13 protein-coding genes are annotated in these 14,391 nt (G+C 62.8%); 6 read left to right on the forward strand and 7 right to left on the reverse strand.

The genetic code is table 11. The annotated features are described in order from the left end of the window. Positions 1-108: 108 nt before the first annotated feature. Together RIN61_RS07460 and RIN61_RS07465 are read right to left on the reverse strand one after the other, a co-directional pair. The gene (locus tag RIN61_RS07460) at positions 109-306 is read right to left on the reverse strand and encodes a YbdD/YjiX family protein (protein WP_016713459.1); all 198 of its coding nucleotides are present in this window, start codon (positions 304-306) and stop codon (positions 109-111) included. A 13-nt stretch (positions 307-319) separates the two neighbouring features. After that, positions 320-2,386, reverse strand: coding sequence for a carbon starvation CstA family protein (locus RIN61_RS07465; RefSeq protein WP_112250144.1), 2,067 nt, complete (start codon positions 2,384-2,386; stop codon positions 320-322). Positions 2,387-2,564: 178 nt separating this feature from the next. Between RIN61_RS07465 and RIN61_RS07470 the strand changes: the two genes are divergently transcribed. Beyond that, entirely contained in the window at positions 2,565-2,927 is a 363-nt protein-coding gene (locus RIN61_RS07470; protein ID WP_207879366.1) for a PilZ domain-containing protein, read from the forward strand. A gap of 263 nt (positions 2,928-3,190) precedes the next feature. Next, entirely contained in the window at positions 3,191-4,708 is a 1,518-nt protein-coding gene (locus tag RIN61_RS07475) for a nucleobase:cation symporter-2 family protein (protein WP_133975421.1), read from the forward strand. Between the two features lie 176 nt (positions 4,709-4,884). Here RIN61_RS07475 and radA read toward each other — a convergent pair whose 3' ends face one another. Continuing rightward, positions 4,885-6,255 (reverse strand): DNA repair protein RadA, encoded by a 1,371-nt coding sequence (gene radA, locus RIN61_RS07480; protein ID WP_003251626.1) that lies wholly within the window; start codon positions 6,253-6,255, stop codon positions 4,885-4,887. 176 nt (positions 6,256-6,431) lie between these two features. Here radA and mscL point away from each other — a divergent pair, with 176 nt between their 5' ends. Further along, positions 6,432-6,851: a large-conductance mechanosensitive channel protein MscL gene (mscL, locus tag RIN61_RS07485; RefSeq protein WP_112250138.1), complete on the forward strand. Its 420-nt coding sequence runs from the start codon at positions 6,432-6,434 to the stop codon at positions 6,849-6,851. Positions 6,852-7,062: 211 nt separating this feature from the next. Here mscL and RIN61_RS07490 read toward each other — a convergent pair whose 3' ends face one another. Beyond that, positions 7,063-7,839 (reverse strand): ferredoxin--NADP reductase, encoded by a 777-nt coding sequence (locus RIN61_RS07490; RefSeq protein ID WP_207879368.1) that lies wholly within the window; start codon positions 7,837-7,839, stop codon positions 7,063-7,065. Between the two features lie 212 nt (positions 7,840-8,051). Here RIN61_RS07490 and RIN61_RS07495 point away from each other — a divergent pair, with 212 nt between their 5' ends. Continuing rightward, positions 8,052-8,759, forward strand: coding sequence for an autoinducer binding domain-containing protein (locus RIN61_RS07495; protein ID WP_112250136.1), 708 nt, complete (start codon positions 8,052-8,054; stop codon positions 8,757-8,759). Positions 8,760-8,855: 96 nt separating this feature from the next. Then, complete coding sequence (locus RIN61_RS07500; protein WP_313856500.1) at positions 8,856-9,980, forward strand: methyltransferase; 1,125 nt, start codon at positions 8,856-8,858, stop codon at positions 9,978-9,980. A 117-nt stretch (positions 9,981-10,097) separates the two neighbouring features. On the opposite strand, the gene RIN61_RS07505 is transcribed toward RIN61_RS07500, so the two are convergent. The 3 genes from RIN61_RS07505 to RIN61_RS07515 are packed head-to-tail and all read right to left on the reverse strand — an operon-like array spanning position 10,098 to position 12,710. Continuing rightward, positions 10,098-10,253 (reverse strand): DUF2474 domain-containing protein, encoded by a 156-nt coding sequence (locus RIN61_RS07505; protein ID WP_008094148.1) that lies wholly within the window; start codon positions 10,251-10,253, stop codon positions 10,098-10,100. Between the two features lie 9 nt (positions 10,254-10,262). Continuing rightward, positions 10,263-11,270, reverse strand: coding sequence for a cytochrome d ubiquinol oxidase subunit II (gene cydB, locus RIN61_RS07510; protein WP_112250132.1), 1,008 nt, complete (start codon positions 11,268-11,270; stop codon positions 10,263-10,265). Positions 11,271-11,273: 3 nt separating this feature from the next. Further along, complete coding sequence (locus RIN61_RS07515; protein WP_112250130.1) at positions 11,274-12,710, reverse strand: cytochrome ubiquinol oxidase subunit I; 1,437 nt, start codon at positions 12,708-12,710, stop codon at positions 11,274-11,276. Positions 12,711-13,054: 344 nt separating this feature from the next. On the opposite strand from RIN61_RS07515, the gene RIN61_RS07520 reads away from it, so the two are divergent. Beyond that, on the forward strand, positions 13,055-14,275 hold the full coding sequence (locus RIN61_RS07520) for an MFS transporter (protein ID WP_313856504.1): 1,221 nt from the start codon (positions 13,055-13,057) through the stop codon (positions 14,273-14,275). Positions 14,276-14,391 lie beyond the last annotated feature (116 nt).

Raw genomic sequence — 14,391 nt, forward strand, 5'->3', positions numbered from 1 at the left:
CGCAAAGCGGCCCCGGATTTTCAGCTTCGCAGCCAAAATTGCCGGGGCCGCGTTGCGGCCCGATCGCGACACAAGGCCGCTCCTACACAGTACCGCGCTAGCCTGGACTTAGCAGCACTTCGGCCCGGACTTGCCACCGTATCGAGCTTCCTGCCGTTCGCGGAAGAACTCCTCGTACGTCATGACCGGCTTGTCCGGGTGCGTCTTCTGCATGTGCTCGACATAGTTGTCGTAGTCGGGCATGCCGACCATCAGGCGGGCTGCCTGCCCCAGGTATTTACCCAGTCGACCCAGGTCGTTGAACATCGCAGCAGTCCTCTCAAGCGTCAGGCAGAGCCTGGAACGGGGTTTCCTTGTCGGTGCGCTCCTTGCGGCCGAGGGCGGCGAAGCCGACCTTGACAGCGAAGAACAGCACGCTGAACACCACCACCAGGAACAGCACGGTCAGGCCGGCGTTGGTGTAGGCGTTGAAGATCACGTGCTGCATCTGCCCGATGTCCTTGGCCGGGGCCAGTACCTGGCCGGCGTCCAGCGCAGTGCTGTATTTCTTGGCCAGGGCCAGGAAGCCGACTGCCGGGTTCGGGTCAAACAGCTTGATCAGGCCTGCGGTGGTGGTGCAGATCAGCAGCCACACGGCCGGCAGCAGGGTGACCCAGACGTAGCGCTGGCGCTTCATCTTGATCAGCACCACGGTGCCGAGCATCAGCGCGATACCGGCCAGCATCTGGTTGGAGATGCCGAACAGCGGCCACAGGGTATTGATGCCACCCAGCGGGTCGATCACGCCCTGGTACAGCAGGTAGCCCCACAGGGCCACGCAGCCGGCGGTACCGATCAGGTTGGCAGTCCACGATTCGGTGCGCTTGAGCGCCGGCACGAAGCTGCCCAGCAGGTCCTGCAGCATGAAGCGCCCGGCACGGGTGCCGGCGTCCACCGCGGTGAGGATGAACAGGGCCTCGAACAGGATCGCGAAGTGGTACCAGAAGGCCATGGTGTTTTCACCCGGCAGTACCTGGTGCAGGATCTGCGCAATACCCACCGCAAGGGTCGGTGCACCACCGGCACGGGCCAGGATGGTGTGCTCGCCAATGTCGCGGGCGGTAGCCTCGAGCTGCTCAGGGGTGATCAGGAAGCCCCAGCTGCTGACCGTTTGCGCCACAGACGCCACATCGGCACCGACCACCGCGGCCGGGCTGTTCATGGCGAAGTACACGCCTGGTTCGATCACCGAGGCGGCGACCATGGCCATGATGGCAACGAACGATTCCATCAGCATGCCGCCGTAGCCGATGTAGCGGGCGTTGGTTTCGTTGTCCAGCAGCTTCGGCGTGGTCCCCGAGGAGATCAGCGCGTGGAAGCCGGATACCGCGCCACAGGCGATGGTGATGAACAGGAACGGGAACAGGGTGCCCTTCCACACAGGGCCGGTGCCGTCGGTGAACTGGGTCAGCGCCGGCATCTTCAGCTCGGGGGCAATGATCAGGATACCGATGGCCAGGCCGACGATGGTGCCGATCTTGAGGAAGGTCGAGAGGTAGTCACGTGGCGCCAGTACCAGCCATACCGGCAGTACCGCAGCGACGAAGCCATAGCCCACCAGCATCCAGGTGATCTGCACGCCGGTGAAGGTGAACGCCGGGCCCCAGGTCGGGTCTGCGGCAATCTGGCCCCCCAGCCAGATCGAAGCCAGCAGCAGCACCACGCCGATGACCGAAATCTCACCGATATGGCCCGGGCGGATGTAGCGCATGTAGATGCCCATGAACATCGCGATCGGGATTGTCGCCATCACCGTGAACATGCCCCAGGGGCTTTCGGCCAGGGCCTTGACCACGATCAGCGCCAGCACCGCAAGGATGATGATCATGATCAGGAAGCAGCCGAACAGGGCGATGGTACCCGGGATGCGGCCCATCTCCTCACGCACCATGTCGCCCAGCGAGCGGCCGTTGCGGCGGGTGGACAGGAACAGGACCATGAAGTCCTGCACCGCACCGGCCAGCACCACGCCGGCTATCAGCCACAGCGTACCGGGCAGGTAGCCCATTTGCGCGGCGAGTACCGGGCCGACCAAGGGCCCTGCGCCAGCGATGGCGGCGAAGTGGTGGCCGAAGAGGATGTGTTTGTTGGTCGGGACGTAGTCCAGGCCGTCGTTGTTGAGCACCGCCGGGGTGGCGCGGCGCGGATCGAGTTGCATCACCTTGGTGGCGATGAACAGGCTGTAGTAGCGATAGGCGACCAGGTAGAGGGCCACTGCCGCGACCACGATCCACAAGGCATTGATCGCCTCGCCGCGACGCAGGGCAACCACACCCAGCGCGCAGGCTCCTAGGACTGCCAGCGCCAGCCACGGAATGTGGCGTAGCAGGCTATTATTGTTGTTCATGGTTTGCTTCCAGCTGGTGGATTGGAAAAGACCGCCCACCGAGTCTAGGGCGAGTCATCGCGCATTGCCACACTTGCTTTGGTCTAGAGCCTCTGCAGCCAGATTGCGGTACCTGATGTACATACCACTCTAACTATAGTCAGGATGTCACCTGAAGACCCATGCGAGGATCTACCCCATGAGCGATCACGACGAACGCCGCCGTTTCCAGCGCATCGATTTCGATGCCCCCACCGAGCTGCGCCAGGGCGACCGCCGCTGGCCGGTAAAGCTTCTGGATCTGTCGTTAAAAGGCCTTCTGGTCAATCGCCCCGAGCCGTGGGACGCCGATCTGACCCAAGACTTCGATGCGATCATCCATCTCGACCGCGATGTGCGCGTGCAAATGCAGGTGGAGTTGCGCCATGAAGAAGCTACCCGCCTGGGCTTTATCTGCCTGTATATAGACGTCGATTCGATGAGTCATTTGCACCGTCTTGTGGAATTGAACCTCGCCGATAGCACCGAAATGATGCGTGAGCTGCGCGAACTCATCGAATAATAAAATCTCTTAGCTAGCTAATAGCTTCCCCACCTCGTGTTTCTTGTCTACCCAGACAGCTTTAAGCCTGGGTAGCAGCGTTTTGTACACACCCCTCTAGCACAGCCTCTGTAGTGTTGGTACGCCTTCTGCATTGGGTCCTCGCACACCTTGCGGGCGCTCCTGTGCGCGCTCCGATCAAAATATTGTATACAATTTTAGTGGCAATCATTTGTAGGAAGTGTCTACAGTAGCGCCACAACAATAAACAGAGAGCCTGCTCCATGACTACGTCCCCTAGCACGTCTCCCACCAAGCGCCCCGAGGATGAAAACCTCGGCCTTGGTGCCAACCTGGCCTATGGTCTGCAGCATGTGCTGACCATGTACGGGGGGATCGTCGCGGTACCCCTGATCCTGGGGCAGGCCGCGGGCCTGAACGGCGCCGAAATCGGCATGCTGATCGCCGCGTCGCTGTTTGCCGGTGGCTTGGCCACCCTGCTGCAAACCCTTGGCCTGCCGTTCTTCGGCTGCCAGTTGCCGCTGGTGCAGGGCGTTTCGTTCGCCGGTGTGGCAACCATGGGTGCAATCCTCAGCAGCGAGGGCGGCGGTGGCTTGCCGGGCGTGCTCGGCGCGGTAATGGCAGCGTCGCTTATCGGCTTTCTGATCACTCCGGTGTTCTCGCGCATCACCAAGTTCTTCCCACCGCTGGTAACCGGCATCGTCATCACCACCATCGGCCTGACCCTGATGCCCGTGGCCGCTCGCTGGGTGATGGGTGGCAACAGCGCCTCCCCGGAATTCGGCAGCGTGGCCAACATCGGCCTGGCAGCCCTGACCTTCGCCATCGTGCTGTTGCTGAGCAAGCTGGGCAGCGCGGCGATCTCGCGGTTGTCGATCCTGCTGGCCATGGTGGTCGGCACCCTGATCGCCTGGGCGCTGGGCATGGCCGACTTCAGCAAGGTCACCGAGGGCCCGATGTTCGCCTTCCCTACGCCGTTCCATTTCGGCATGCCGGAATTCCACATCGCCGCGATCCTTTCGATGTGCATCGTGATCATGGTGACGCTGGTGGAAACCTCGGCGGACATCCTCGCCGTGGGTGAGATCATCGATACCAAGGTCGACTCCAAGCGCCTGGGCAACGGCCTGCGCGCCGACATGGCATCGAGCATCCTGGCGCCGATCTTCGGCTCGTTCACCCAGAGCGCGTTCGCCCAGAACGTCGGCCTGGTAGCCGTGACCGGGGTCAAGAGCCGCTACGTGGTGGCCACCGGTGGCGTGATCCTGGTGGTGCTCGGCCTGCTGCCGATCATGGGCCGGGTAATTGCCGCTGTCCCTACTCCGGTACTGGGTGGCGCGGGCATCGTGCTGTTCGGCACCGTGGCGGCCAGCGGTATTCGCACCCTGTCCAAGGTCAGCTACAAGAACAACGTCAACCTGATCATCGTCGCTGCCTCGCTGGGCTTCGGCATGATCCCGATTGCCGCACCGACCTTCTACCACCACTTCCCGAACTGGTTCGAGACCATCTTCCATTCGGGCATCAGCTCGGCGGCGATCATGGCCATCCTGCTGAACCTGATCTTCAACCACTTCACCGCCGGCAACTCGGACCAGCAGTCGGTGTTTGCCGCCGCGTACGAGCGCACCATCCAGTACTCGGACATTTCAGCGCTGCGTGATGGCGACTACTTCAAGGATGGCAAGCTGTTCGATGCCGAGGGTAATGAAGTGCCGATGCTGGAGCTGGATGAGCATGGCAATGAGACGGTCAGGCGCACGCCGGTTGCCGAACATTGACTGCTGACTGAGCGGTGAGGTGGGGGGCCGACGCGCATCGTCGGCCCCTTTTTCGTTTTGCCTGTGCCGGCCCTATCGCGGGTAAACCCGCTCCCACAGGGTTTGCGCAATCCCGAAGCTGATGCGGTACCTGTGGGAGCGGGTTTACCCGCGAAGAGGCCGGTACAGGCCACGAATTACTCGAACAGCGCATCCAGCGCCTGCTCCAGCCGGGTAACGGCAATCACCTGCAACCCTGCCGGGGCCTCTTTCGGCGCATTGCCCTTGGGCACGATGGCCCGCTTGAAACCATGCTTGGCGGCTTCCTTCAAACGCTCCTGGCCACTGGGCACCGGCCGCACCTCGCCCGACAGGCCGATCTCGCCAAACACCAGCAGGCCATGGGCCAGGGGACGGTTGCGCAGGCTGGACATCACCGCCGCCAGCAACGCCAGGTCCGAGGCGGTTTCCAGCACCTTCACCCCGCCCACCACGTTCAGGAACACGTCCTGGTCATGGGTGGGAATACCACCGTGGCGGTGCAGCACCGCCAGCAACATGGCCAGGCGGTTCTGGTCCAGGCCCAGGGTCACCCGGCGTGGGTTGGCCAGGTGGCTATCGTCGACCAGCGCCTGCACCTCCACCAGCATCGGCCGGGTGCCCTCCCAGGTCGCCATCACCACGCTGCCCGGTACTTCCTCCTGGGTGCGGTTGAGGAAGATCGCCGAGGGATTGGACACCTCCTTCAGGCCACGGTCGGTCATGCCGAACACACCCAGCTCGTTGACCGCGCCAAAACGGTTCTTCACCGCCCGCAGCAGACGCAGGCGGCCATCGGACTCGCCTTCGAAATACAGCACGGTATCGACCATGTGCTCGAGTACCCTCGGGCCGGCGAGCGAGCCTTCCTTGGTCACATGGCCGACCAGGAAGATCGCCGTGCCGCTCTGCTTGGCGTAGCGCACCAGTAACGCAGTGCTTTCGCGCACCTGGGCCACGCCGCCGGGTGCCGACTGCAGTTGCTCGGTGAAAATGGTCTGGATCGAGTCGATTACCATGACTCGCGGTTTCTCGACACGGGCCGTGGCGATGATGGTCTCGATACAGGTTTCGGTCATCACCTTGAGCTGGTCCTGGGGCAGGCCCAGGCGCCGGGAGCGCATGGCCACCTGCTGCTGCGACTCCTCGCCGGTGACATACAGCGCCGGCATGCCCACGGCAATGTTGCACAAGGTCTGCAGCAGGATGGTCGACTTGCCGATGCCAGGGTCACCACCGATCAACACCACCGAGCCATCCACCAGGCCACCGCCCAGCACGCGGTCCAGTTCGGTGCTGCTGGTGGTGAAACGCGGGATTTCCTCGACGCTGACTTCGGCCAGGGTCTTGATCTGCGCCTGCTGACCGGTCCAGCCGGCACGGCCGCTACTGGGCGCAGCGGCACCGCCGCTTTCGATCATGGTCTCGACCAGGGTGTTCCAGGCCCCGCATTCGCCACACTGGCCGGCCCATTTGGGAAAGGTCGCACCGCACTCGGTGCAGCCGTACAAGCGCTTGGCCTTGGCCATGGCTGGGGTCTCCTGGGAAAAACCGCCATGATAGCCGAGCTGGATGTGCCTCGAACGCCTTGGGATGCGACAAAACTATTCGTTCTAACAGCAGTCTCTGGCCCTGAGCACAACGCATGAAGCGTTTGAGTGGCTTACACTGCGTAAACCTTACCTTTTGTTACAAGGAACCAAACATGGGCATGATCAGTGAGTTCAAGGCCTTCGCGGTCAAAGGCAATGTCGTCGACATGGCGGTCGGTATCATCATTGGCGCGGCCTTCGGCAAGATCGTCTCGTCTTTCGTCGGTGACGTGGTCATGCCGCCACTAGGCCTGTTGATCGGTGGCGTGGACTTCAGCGACCTGGCAATTACCCTGAAGGCTGCCGAAGGTGACATTCCGGCGGTGGTGCTGGCGTATGGCAAGTTCATCCAGACCGTGATCGACTTCGTGATCGTGGCCTTTGCCATCTTCATGGGGGTCAAGGCGATCAACCGCTTGAAGCGCGAAGAAGCCGTGGCGCCGTCTACGCCGCCAGTGCCTTCGGCTGAAGAGACCTTGCTGACCGAGATTCGCGATTTGCTCAAGACGCAGAACCAGAACCGCTTGCCCTGAGGCTGTATAGGGAACGCTGTGGGAGCGGCCTTGTGTCGCGAAAGGGCCGCAACGCGGCCCCAGGATTGATGCGCAACAGTGAAATTGCTGGGGCTGCTTTGCAGCCCTTTCGCGACACAAGGCCGCTCCCACAGATACAGCGACAATTTCGAAATCACCGCTGTACCTGTGGCCTTGTGTCGCGATGGGCCGCAAAGCGGCCCCAACGGCCTTACCAGTAGTTTTCCACAGCCACCTGCCCCGGCCGCTTGCTCAGGCTCAACTGCAGGTCGCGCGCCTTAAGTACCTTGCGCGTTTCATCAATCATCTCCGGGTTGCCACACAGCATCACCCGCGAGTGCTCCGGCGACAGTTCCAGCCCCGCCGCCGCCTCCAGCCCGCCATTCTCGATCAGCGTGGTAATACGCTGGTTCAATGCCCCTGGGTGCTGTTCACGAGTCACCACCGGAATGAACTGCAACTTGCCGGCGAATTCGGCCAGGTAATCACGCTGTTCCAGCCCGGCGATCTCGTCCACATAGGCCAGCTCTTTCGCTTCACGCACCGAGTAGACCAGCTTGATGTTGTCGAAACGCTCCCAGGCCTCGAAGTCCTGCAGGATCGACATGAATGGCGCAATGCCAGTGCCGGTCGCCAGCAACCACAGGTCGCGGCCACCAACGAAGCGGTCGAGAGTCAGGAAGCCGAAGGCCTGGCGGTCGATCAGCAGGGTATCGCCTGCCCCCAGCCGGCTCAGCTCGCTGGTGAACTCCCCTCCTGGCACCACGATCGAGAAAAAATCGAGGTGCTCGTCATGGGGCGCGCTGACCATGGAATAGGCGCGCCACACCACGCTGCCATCGGCCTTGGTCACACCCAGGCGGGCAAACTGGCCGGAACGGAAGCGGAATCCCGCATCGCGCGTAACCCGCAGGCTGAAGAGGTTCGGCGTGAGCGGCTGAACATCGAGCAGGGTCTGGCGGGTGAACTTTTCGGCGCTAGCGGTCATATCGGGCTCCAGGTTTGGCGTGCGCACAGTGTCGCGCAAAGTGGCGCGGATAAAAACCACTGCTTTGTAGGGCCTCATCTGCGGCGATCCTGCCGAAGTCGCATCGGATCCTGACCGCTATAACAAAAAAATCTCAGCACATTGGTAGGTCTTTTCCTACAATCATGCGGGCCCCCAAACGGACTGGACCTGAGGCTCAAGGAGTATTTCAGATGCGCCACTGGAAACCCGAGTATCTTCGAGCGTTCGACGCCGAACGCTGCCCACAGAAGTTGTTCGGCATGGCCGTGGATATGGCGCAGGATCTGGGCATGGAGTACCTGGGGCTGAACATTCGCATCCAGATCGCTACGCAAACACCCCACCTGTTCATGTACAGCAATTACCCCCGTGAATGGATCGAGCGCTACCAGCGCGATGACCTGCACAAGCAGGACCCGGCTGCCGATTTGAGCCACAAATCCACCATGCCTGTGCTATGGACCGATGACCTGTATCGCGAGGCTCCGCAATTTCGTGAAGCTGCCTGCCAGAGCGGTTTGCGCCATGGCTGGACGCAGTCATTGCACGACCAGCAGCACAACGAAAGCCAGATAAGCGTGGCCAGGTCCACCAAGCCCATCAGTATTGTCGAACTCTACAGAAAGGCCGGCAGTGTGCAGTGGCTGAGCCACAAACTGCATGAGGTGATCAGCGCACATCACCTCACTGCACTATGCCCGCCGCAGCCGAAAATGAGCGAGCGGGAGCTGGAAGTGCTGAAATGGTCGGCCGCCGGCAAGACCGCCGCCGACGTTGCCTGCATCCTGTCACTGTCGCAAAGCACGGTAAACTTCCATATCCGCAGTGTCATCACCAAGACCAACGCCGCCAACAAGGCCGCCGCCATCGCCATCGCCGTCATGCGTGGCTGGATCTGACCTTCAAACCTGCGACCTTGGGCAAAGCCCTGTAGAATCGCCCGGCAAAGCCCGGGGCGAACCGCAACGGGCAGTTTCGTACCCGAGCCAGACGCCATGTCCCTGTTGACCACCCCATACGCCGAACTCGACCTGATCCGCCAGCCGGAACAGGCCAACGACCCGCTGCAGGCTTTCGATGCCGCCGACGAGTACCTGCTTGCGCAACTGCACGAACAGGCTCCAGGGGCCGACTGCCGGGTGCTGGTGCTCAATGACAGCTTCGGCGCCCTGGCCGCCAGCCTGGCGGGCAAGCTGCAGGTGGTCAGCAGTGGCGATTCGCACCTGGCGCACCTGGCCCTGGAAAAGAACCTGGCACGCAATGGCCTGCCATTCGACAGCGTGCCGTTCGTACCGGCCAGCGAACACTGGCAAGGCCCGTTCGACGGAGTACTGGTGCGCGTGCCCAAGACCCTGGCCCTGCTCGAAGAACAGCTGATCCGCCTGCAAGGCCACCTGGCGCCCGGTGCGCAGGTGATTGCCGGGGCGATGATCAAGCACCTGCCACGGGCGGCCGGTGACCTGATGGAGAAATACATCGGCCCGGTGCAGGCCTCGCTGGCGCAGAAAAAGGCCCGCTTGCTGACCGCGACGGTGGCCGAACGGCCGGTCGCCCGCTCGCCCTACCCTAGCCGCTACCGCCTCGACGTGCCGGCGCTGGAGTTGCTCAACCACGCCAACGTATTCTGCCGTGAGGGGTTGGATATCGGCACGCGGGCGTTCCTGCCGCACCTGCCCCGCGCACTGGGCCGCGCGCGGGTGGCGGACCTGGGCTGTGGCAACGGCGTGCTGGCGATCGCCAGCGCCCTGGCTAACCCGGATGCCCAATACACCCTGGTCGACGAGTCGTACATGGCGGTGCAATCGGCGCGGGAGAACTGGCAGGCCGCGCTGGGCGAGCGCCCGGCGGTGTTCGAGGCAGCCGATGGGTTGGCGGGGGTAGAGAAGCAGTCGCTGGACGTGGTGCTGTGCAATCCGCCGTTTCACCAGCAGCAGGTGGTGGGCGATTTCCTCGCCTGGCGCATGTTCCAGCAGGCGCGTGAGGCGTTGGTGGTGGGCGGGGCGCTGTATATCGTGGGTAACCGCCACCTGGGCTATCACAGCAAGCTGGCGCGGTTGTTCCGGGGGGTGGAGCAGGTGGCGGCAACGCCCAAGTTCGTTATCCTGAAAGCCCGCAAGTAAGCCTGTACCGGCCCTATCGCCGGCAAGCCAGCTCCCACAGGTACTGCACTGCATTCAAGGGCAGTGACTTACCTGTGGGAGCTGGCTTGCCGGCGATAGGGCCAGAGCAGGCTTACCTCAATGGGTGGTCAGCCCCGCAGCCCCCATGAACAGGCGCATCACGTAGGCCGCCACGCCCAGGGCCGCCACGCTCATCGCCCAGATCAGCAGCAGCCAGCCCAGCCGCTGCCACAGTGGTTTCTTCTCGTCCAAGCCATGCTTGCCGGTCATCATGCAGCCCTCCTAGTGATAGCCGTCTTCATGGGTCACCTTGCCGCGGAACACGTAGTAGCTCCAGAAGGTATACATGAGGATGAACGGCAGGATGAACAGTGTGCCCACCAGCATGAAGCCCTGGCTCTGCGGTGGCGCTGCGGCATCCCAGATCGAGATCGACGGCGGGATGATATTCGGCCACAGGCTGATGCCCAAGCCGCTGTAGCCAAGGAAGATCAGCACCAGCGTCAGCAGGAACGGCGTGTAGTGCGCATTGCGCGCCACCGCCTTGAGCAACCCGTAGAAGGTTACCAGCACCAGGATCGGCACCGGCATGAACCAGACCAGGTTAGGCATGCTGAACCAGCGGTCGGCGATCTGCGGGTAGGCGATCGGTGTCCACAGGCTGACGATGCCGATCACCACCAACAGCACCAGCGCCAGCGGCCGGGCGATGTCGTGCATCTTCTGCTGCAGCGGCCCTTCGGTCTTCATGATCAGCCAGGTGCAGCCCAGCAGCGTGTAGGCAACGATCAGTCCCAGCCCGCAGAACAGGCTGAACGGGGTCAGCCAGTCCAGGGTGCCTCCGGCGAAATGCCGGTCGACCACCTTGAAGCCTTCGAGGAAAGCACCCAGCGCCACGCCCTGGAAGAAAGTGGCAACCAGCGAGCCCCCAATGAACGCCTTGTCCCAGATATGGCGCTTGTCGGCGGTGGCCTTGAAACGGAACTCGAAGGCCACGCCGCGGAAGATCAGGCCGATCAGCATCAGGATCAACGGCAGGTACAGCGCCTCCAGCACTACCGAGTAAGCCATCGGGAACGCCCCGAACAACCCGGCACCGCCCAGCACCAGCCAGGTTTCGTTACCGTCCCATACGGGGGCGACGGTGTTCATCATTACATCGCGGTCCCGCTCGCCCTTGACGAACGGGAAGAGCATGCCGATGCCCAGGTCGAAACCATCCATCACCACATACATCATGACGCCGAAGATGATGATCACGGCCCAGATCAGCGAAAGGTCGATACCCATGGCTCAGTGTTCCTTGCTCAGGCTGGCGGAATTGGCCTCATGGCCATCATCGGCGGCGGACAGCGGCCGCGCCGGCGTGCGTTTGGTGCCAGGGCCACCCGGGTTGTGCTCGTCACCCTCACCGGTCTGCGGGCCTTTGCGCACCAGGCGCATCATGTAGCCAAGGCCGGTGCCGAACAGGGCGAAATACACCACCACGAAAGCCACAAGGGTGAAGCCGAGCTGGGCGTAACTGTGGTTGGACACGCCGTCCGCCGTGCGCATCAGGCCATACACAACCCAGGGCTGACGGCCGATTTCAGTGGTAAACCAGCCGGCCAGCAACGCGATCAACCCGGAAGGGCCCATCCACAAGGCCAGGTAAAGGAACGGCCGCGAGGTGTAAAGCGTGCCGCGCTTGCGCAGCCAGAGGCTCCACAGGCCAACGAAGATCATCAGGAAGCCCAGCCCGACCATGATCCGGAACGACCAGAAGACGATGGTCGAGTTAGGCCGGTCTTCGGGCGGGAACTCCTTCATCGCCGGCACCTGCTTGTCCAGGCTGTGGGTCAGGATCAGGCTGCCGAGCGCCGGGATCTCAAGCTTGAAGCGGGTGGTTTCGGCCTGCATGTCGGGAATGCCGAACAAGATCAGCGGGGTCGGCTCACCGGGCACGTTCTCCCAGTGGCCTTCGATCGCGGCGATTTTCACCGGCTGGTGCTTGAGCGTGTTGAGGCCATGGAAGTCACCGATCACCGCCTGGATCGGGGCGACGATCAGCGCCATCCACATGGCCATCGACAGCATCTTGCGCACCGCCGGGTTGTCACGCCCGCGCAGCAGGTGCCAGGCCGCCGAGGCACCGACGAAGAACGCGGTGGCAACGAACGCGGCAGTGGCCATGTGCATCAGGCGGTAAGGGAACGAGGGGTTGAATACCACCGCCAGCCAGTCCACCGGCACCACCCGGCCATCGATGATCTCGTGGCCTTGCGGGGTCTGCATCCAACTGTTGGAGGCAAGGATCCAGAAGGTCGAGACCAGGGTGCCGAGCGCCACCATCACCGTGGAAAAGAAGTGCAGACCACGGCCGACACGGTTCCAGCCAAACAGCATGACCCCCAGGAAGCCAGCCTCGAGGAAGAATGCGGTCAGCACCTCGTAAGTGAGCAACGGGCCGGTAATGGCGCCGGCGAAGTCGGAGAAGCGGCTCCAGTTGGTACCGAACTGGTAGGCCATGACCAGGCCGGAAACCACGCCCATGCCGAAGTTGACGGCGAAGATTTTCGACCAGAAGTGATAAAGGTCACGGTAGACCTGGTTGTTGGTCCGCAGCCAGAGCCCTTCGAGGACTGCCAGGTAACTCGCCAGGCCAATGGTGATGGCCGGGAACAGGATATGGAACGATACGGTAAAGGCAAACTGCATTCGGGCGAGCTCTAAGGCCTCTATTCCGAACATGGTGCTTCCTCTTCAGATAATCCGGCGTCCGGGCCGCTGGCCCAATCGCCCACTGCCCCCACGGTAGTCGAGTGCGGCGCGTTGGAATTGTTCTGTTCGATCGCAGGGATTTCAGCCCAAGGGCCCGATCGTTACATCTGGAACGATTGATCCAGATCAACGATTGCTAGGAAGCATAGTCCTGAATGGGCCGCCGGGCCGTGTGGTTGATTGCCGCGTGACCGGTTGCCCCACCCCCTTTCCCAGCGCGTGAAAAAGTGCCGACCTCGGCAAACAGTAACTGTTTGTTACAAACAGATGATACGCTGCGTCCCCCTCTACTGCGCCGAGGCCCCTGGTTTCCGATGTCCGATTCCGCACCGCAGTTGTTGCGTCACCACCGCCCTTTCCTGGCCTTCTGGCTGGCCCGCGTATTCACCGCCAGCGGCTTCCAGATGCTCACCGTGGCCATCGGCTGGCACCTCTACCAGTTGACCGGCAATGTGCTGGACCTGGGCCTGGTCGGCCTGGTCGAGTTCGCCCCACGGGTGCTGTTCATGCTGCACACCGGGCATGTCGCCGACCGCTATGACCGGCGCAAGGTCGCTGCGCTGTGCCAGAGCCTGCAGGGGTTGATAGCCTTGGCACTGGCGCTGGGCAGTGCCACCGACAACGTCACCCGCGAGCTGATCTTCGCCCTCGCCTTCCTGCTCGGTGCCACGCGTTCCTTCGAAATGCCAGCGACCCAGGCGCTGCTGCCCAACGTGGTACCGGCCGGGCTGTTCCCGCGAGCGGTGGCGGCTTCGGCCTCGGCTACCCAGGCAGCAACCATCGTGGCGCCGGCGGTGGGCGGTTTCCTGTATGCGTTTGGCAGCATCTGGGTATACGGCCCCACCGTGGCCCTGTACGCCATCGCCTGCGTGCTGACCCTGAGCCTGCAGGCACGCGGCCAGGTGGCCCAGCGCGGGCGCGCCAGCCTCGAATCGCTGCTGGCCGGCATCCGCTTCATCCGCAGCCGGCCCGACATCCTCGGCGCCATCTCGCTGGACCTGTTCGCCGTACTGCTGGGCGGGGCCACCGCGCTGCTGCCGGTGTTCGCCAAGGACATCCTGCTCACCGGCCCGCTGGGCCTGGGCCTGCTGCGCTCGGCGCCAGCGGTGGGTGCGTTGCTGATGTCGCTGTGGCTGGCGCGCTTCCCGTTCGAGCGCAACGTGGGGCGGACCATGTTCACGGCGGTGGGCGTGTTCGGCGTGGCGACCATCACCTTCGGCCTGTCGACCTCGTTCTGGTTTTCGCTGGCAGTGCTGGTGGTACTGGGCGCGGCGGACATGATCAGCATGGTCATCCGTGGCGCCTTCGTGCAGCTGGAGACGCCGGATGAAATGCGCGGACGGGTGAGTGCAGTGAACGGCTTGTTCATTGGTGCCTCGAACCAGCTCGGCGAGTTCGAATCGGGGGTGACCGCGCACTGGTTTGGCACAGTGCCAGCGGTGGTGCTGGGTGGGGTGGGCACTTTGCTGGTAACTGGGGTGTGGATAAAACTGTTCCCGACACTGGCCAAGCGGGACCGGTTGCATAATGGTTGATCTGTAGCCTGTACCGGCCCTTTCGCGGGTAAACCCGCTCCCACAAGGACCGCGCTGCCTTCAGATCTGGTGGAGTACCTGTGGGAGCGGGTTCACCCGCGAAGAGGCCGGCACAG

The sequence above is a fragment of the Pseudomonas inefficax genome (assembly GCF_032164165.1).
In the GTDB taxonomy this organism is placed as follows: Bacteria; Pseudomonadota; Gammaproteobacteria; order Pseudomonadales; family Pseudomonadaceae; genus Aquipseudomonas; species Aquipseudomonas inefficax.

What these genes read in the sequence shown, in the direction of transcription:
- RIN61_RS07460 (WP_016713459.1), bottom strand. Translation starts at nt 306, where the DNA reads ATGTTCAACGACCTGGGTCGACTGGGTAAATACCTGGGGCAGGCAGCC.
- RIN61_RS07465 (WP_112250144.1), bottom strand. Translation starts at nt 2,386, where the DNA reads ATGAACAACAATAATAGCCTGCTACGCCACATTCCGTGGCTGGCGCTG.
- RIN61_RS07470 (WP_207879366.1), top strand. Translation starts at nt 2,565, where the DNA reads ATGAGCGATCACGACGAACGCCGCCGTTTCCAGCGCATCGATTTCGAT.
- RIN61_RS07475 (WP_133975421.1), top strand. Translation starts at nt 3,191, where the DNA reads ATGACTACGTCCCCTAGCACGTCTCCCACCAAGCGCCCCGAGGATGAA.
- radA (WP_003251626.1), bottom strand. Translation starts at nt 6,255, where the DNA reads ATGGCCAAGGCCAAGCGCTTGTACGGCTGCACCGAGTGCGGTGCGACC.
- mscL (WP_112250138.1), top strand. Translation starts at nt 6,432, where the DNA reads ATGGGCATGATCAGTGAGTTCAAGGCCTTCGCGGTCAAAGGCAATGTC.
- RIN61_RS07490 (WP_207879368.1), bottom strand. Translation starts at nt 7,839, where the DNA reads ATGACCGCTAGCGCCGAAAAGTTCACCCGCCAGACCCTGCTCGATGTT.
- RIN61_RS07495 (WP_112250136.1), top strand. Translation starts at nt 8,052, where the DNA reads ATGCGCCACTGGAAACCCGAGTATCTTCGAGCGTTCGACGCCGAACGC.
- RIN61_RS07500 (WP_313856500.1), top strand. Translation starts at nt 8,856, where the DNA reads ATGTCCCTGTTGACCACCCCATACGCCGAACTCGACCTGATCCGCCAG.
- RIN61_RS07505 (WP_008094148.1), bottom strand. Translation starts at nt 10,253, where the DNA reads ATGATGACCGGCAAGCATGGCTTGGACGAGAAGAAACCACTGTGGCAG.
- cydB (WP_112250132.1), bottom strand. Translation starts at nt 11,270, where the DNA reads ATGGGTATCGACCTTTCGCTGATCTGGGCCGTGATCATCATCTTCGGC.
- RIN61_RS07515 (WP_112250130.1), bottom strand. Translation starts at nt 12,710, where the DNA reads ATGTTCGGAATAGAGGCCTTAGAGCTCGCCCGAATGCAGTTTGCCTTT.
- RIN61_RS07520 (WP_313856504.1), top strand. Translation starts at nt 13,055, where the DNA reads ATGTCCGATTCCGCACCGCAGTTGTTGCGTCACCACCGCCCTTTCCTG.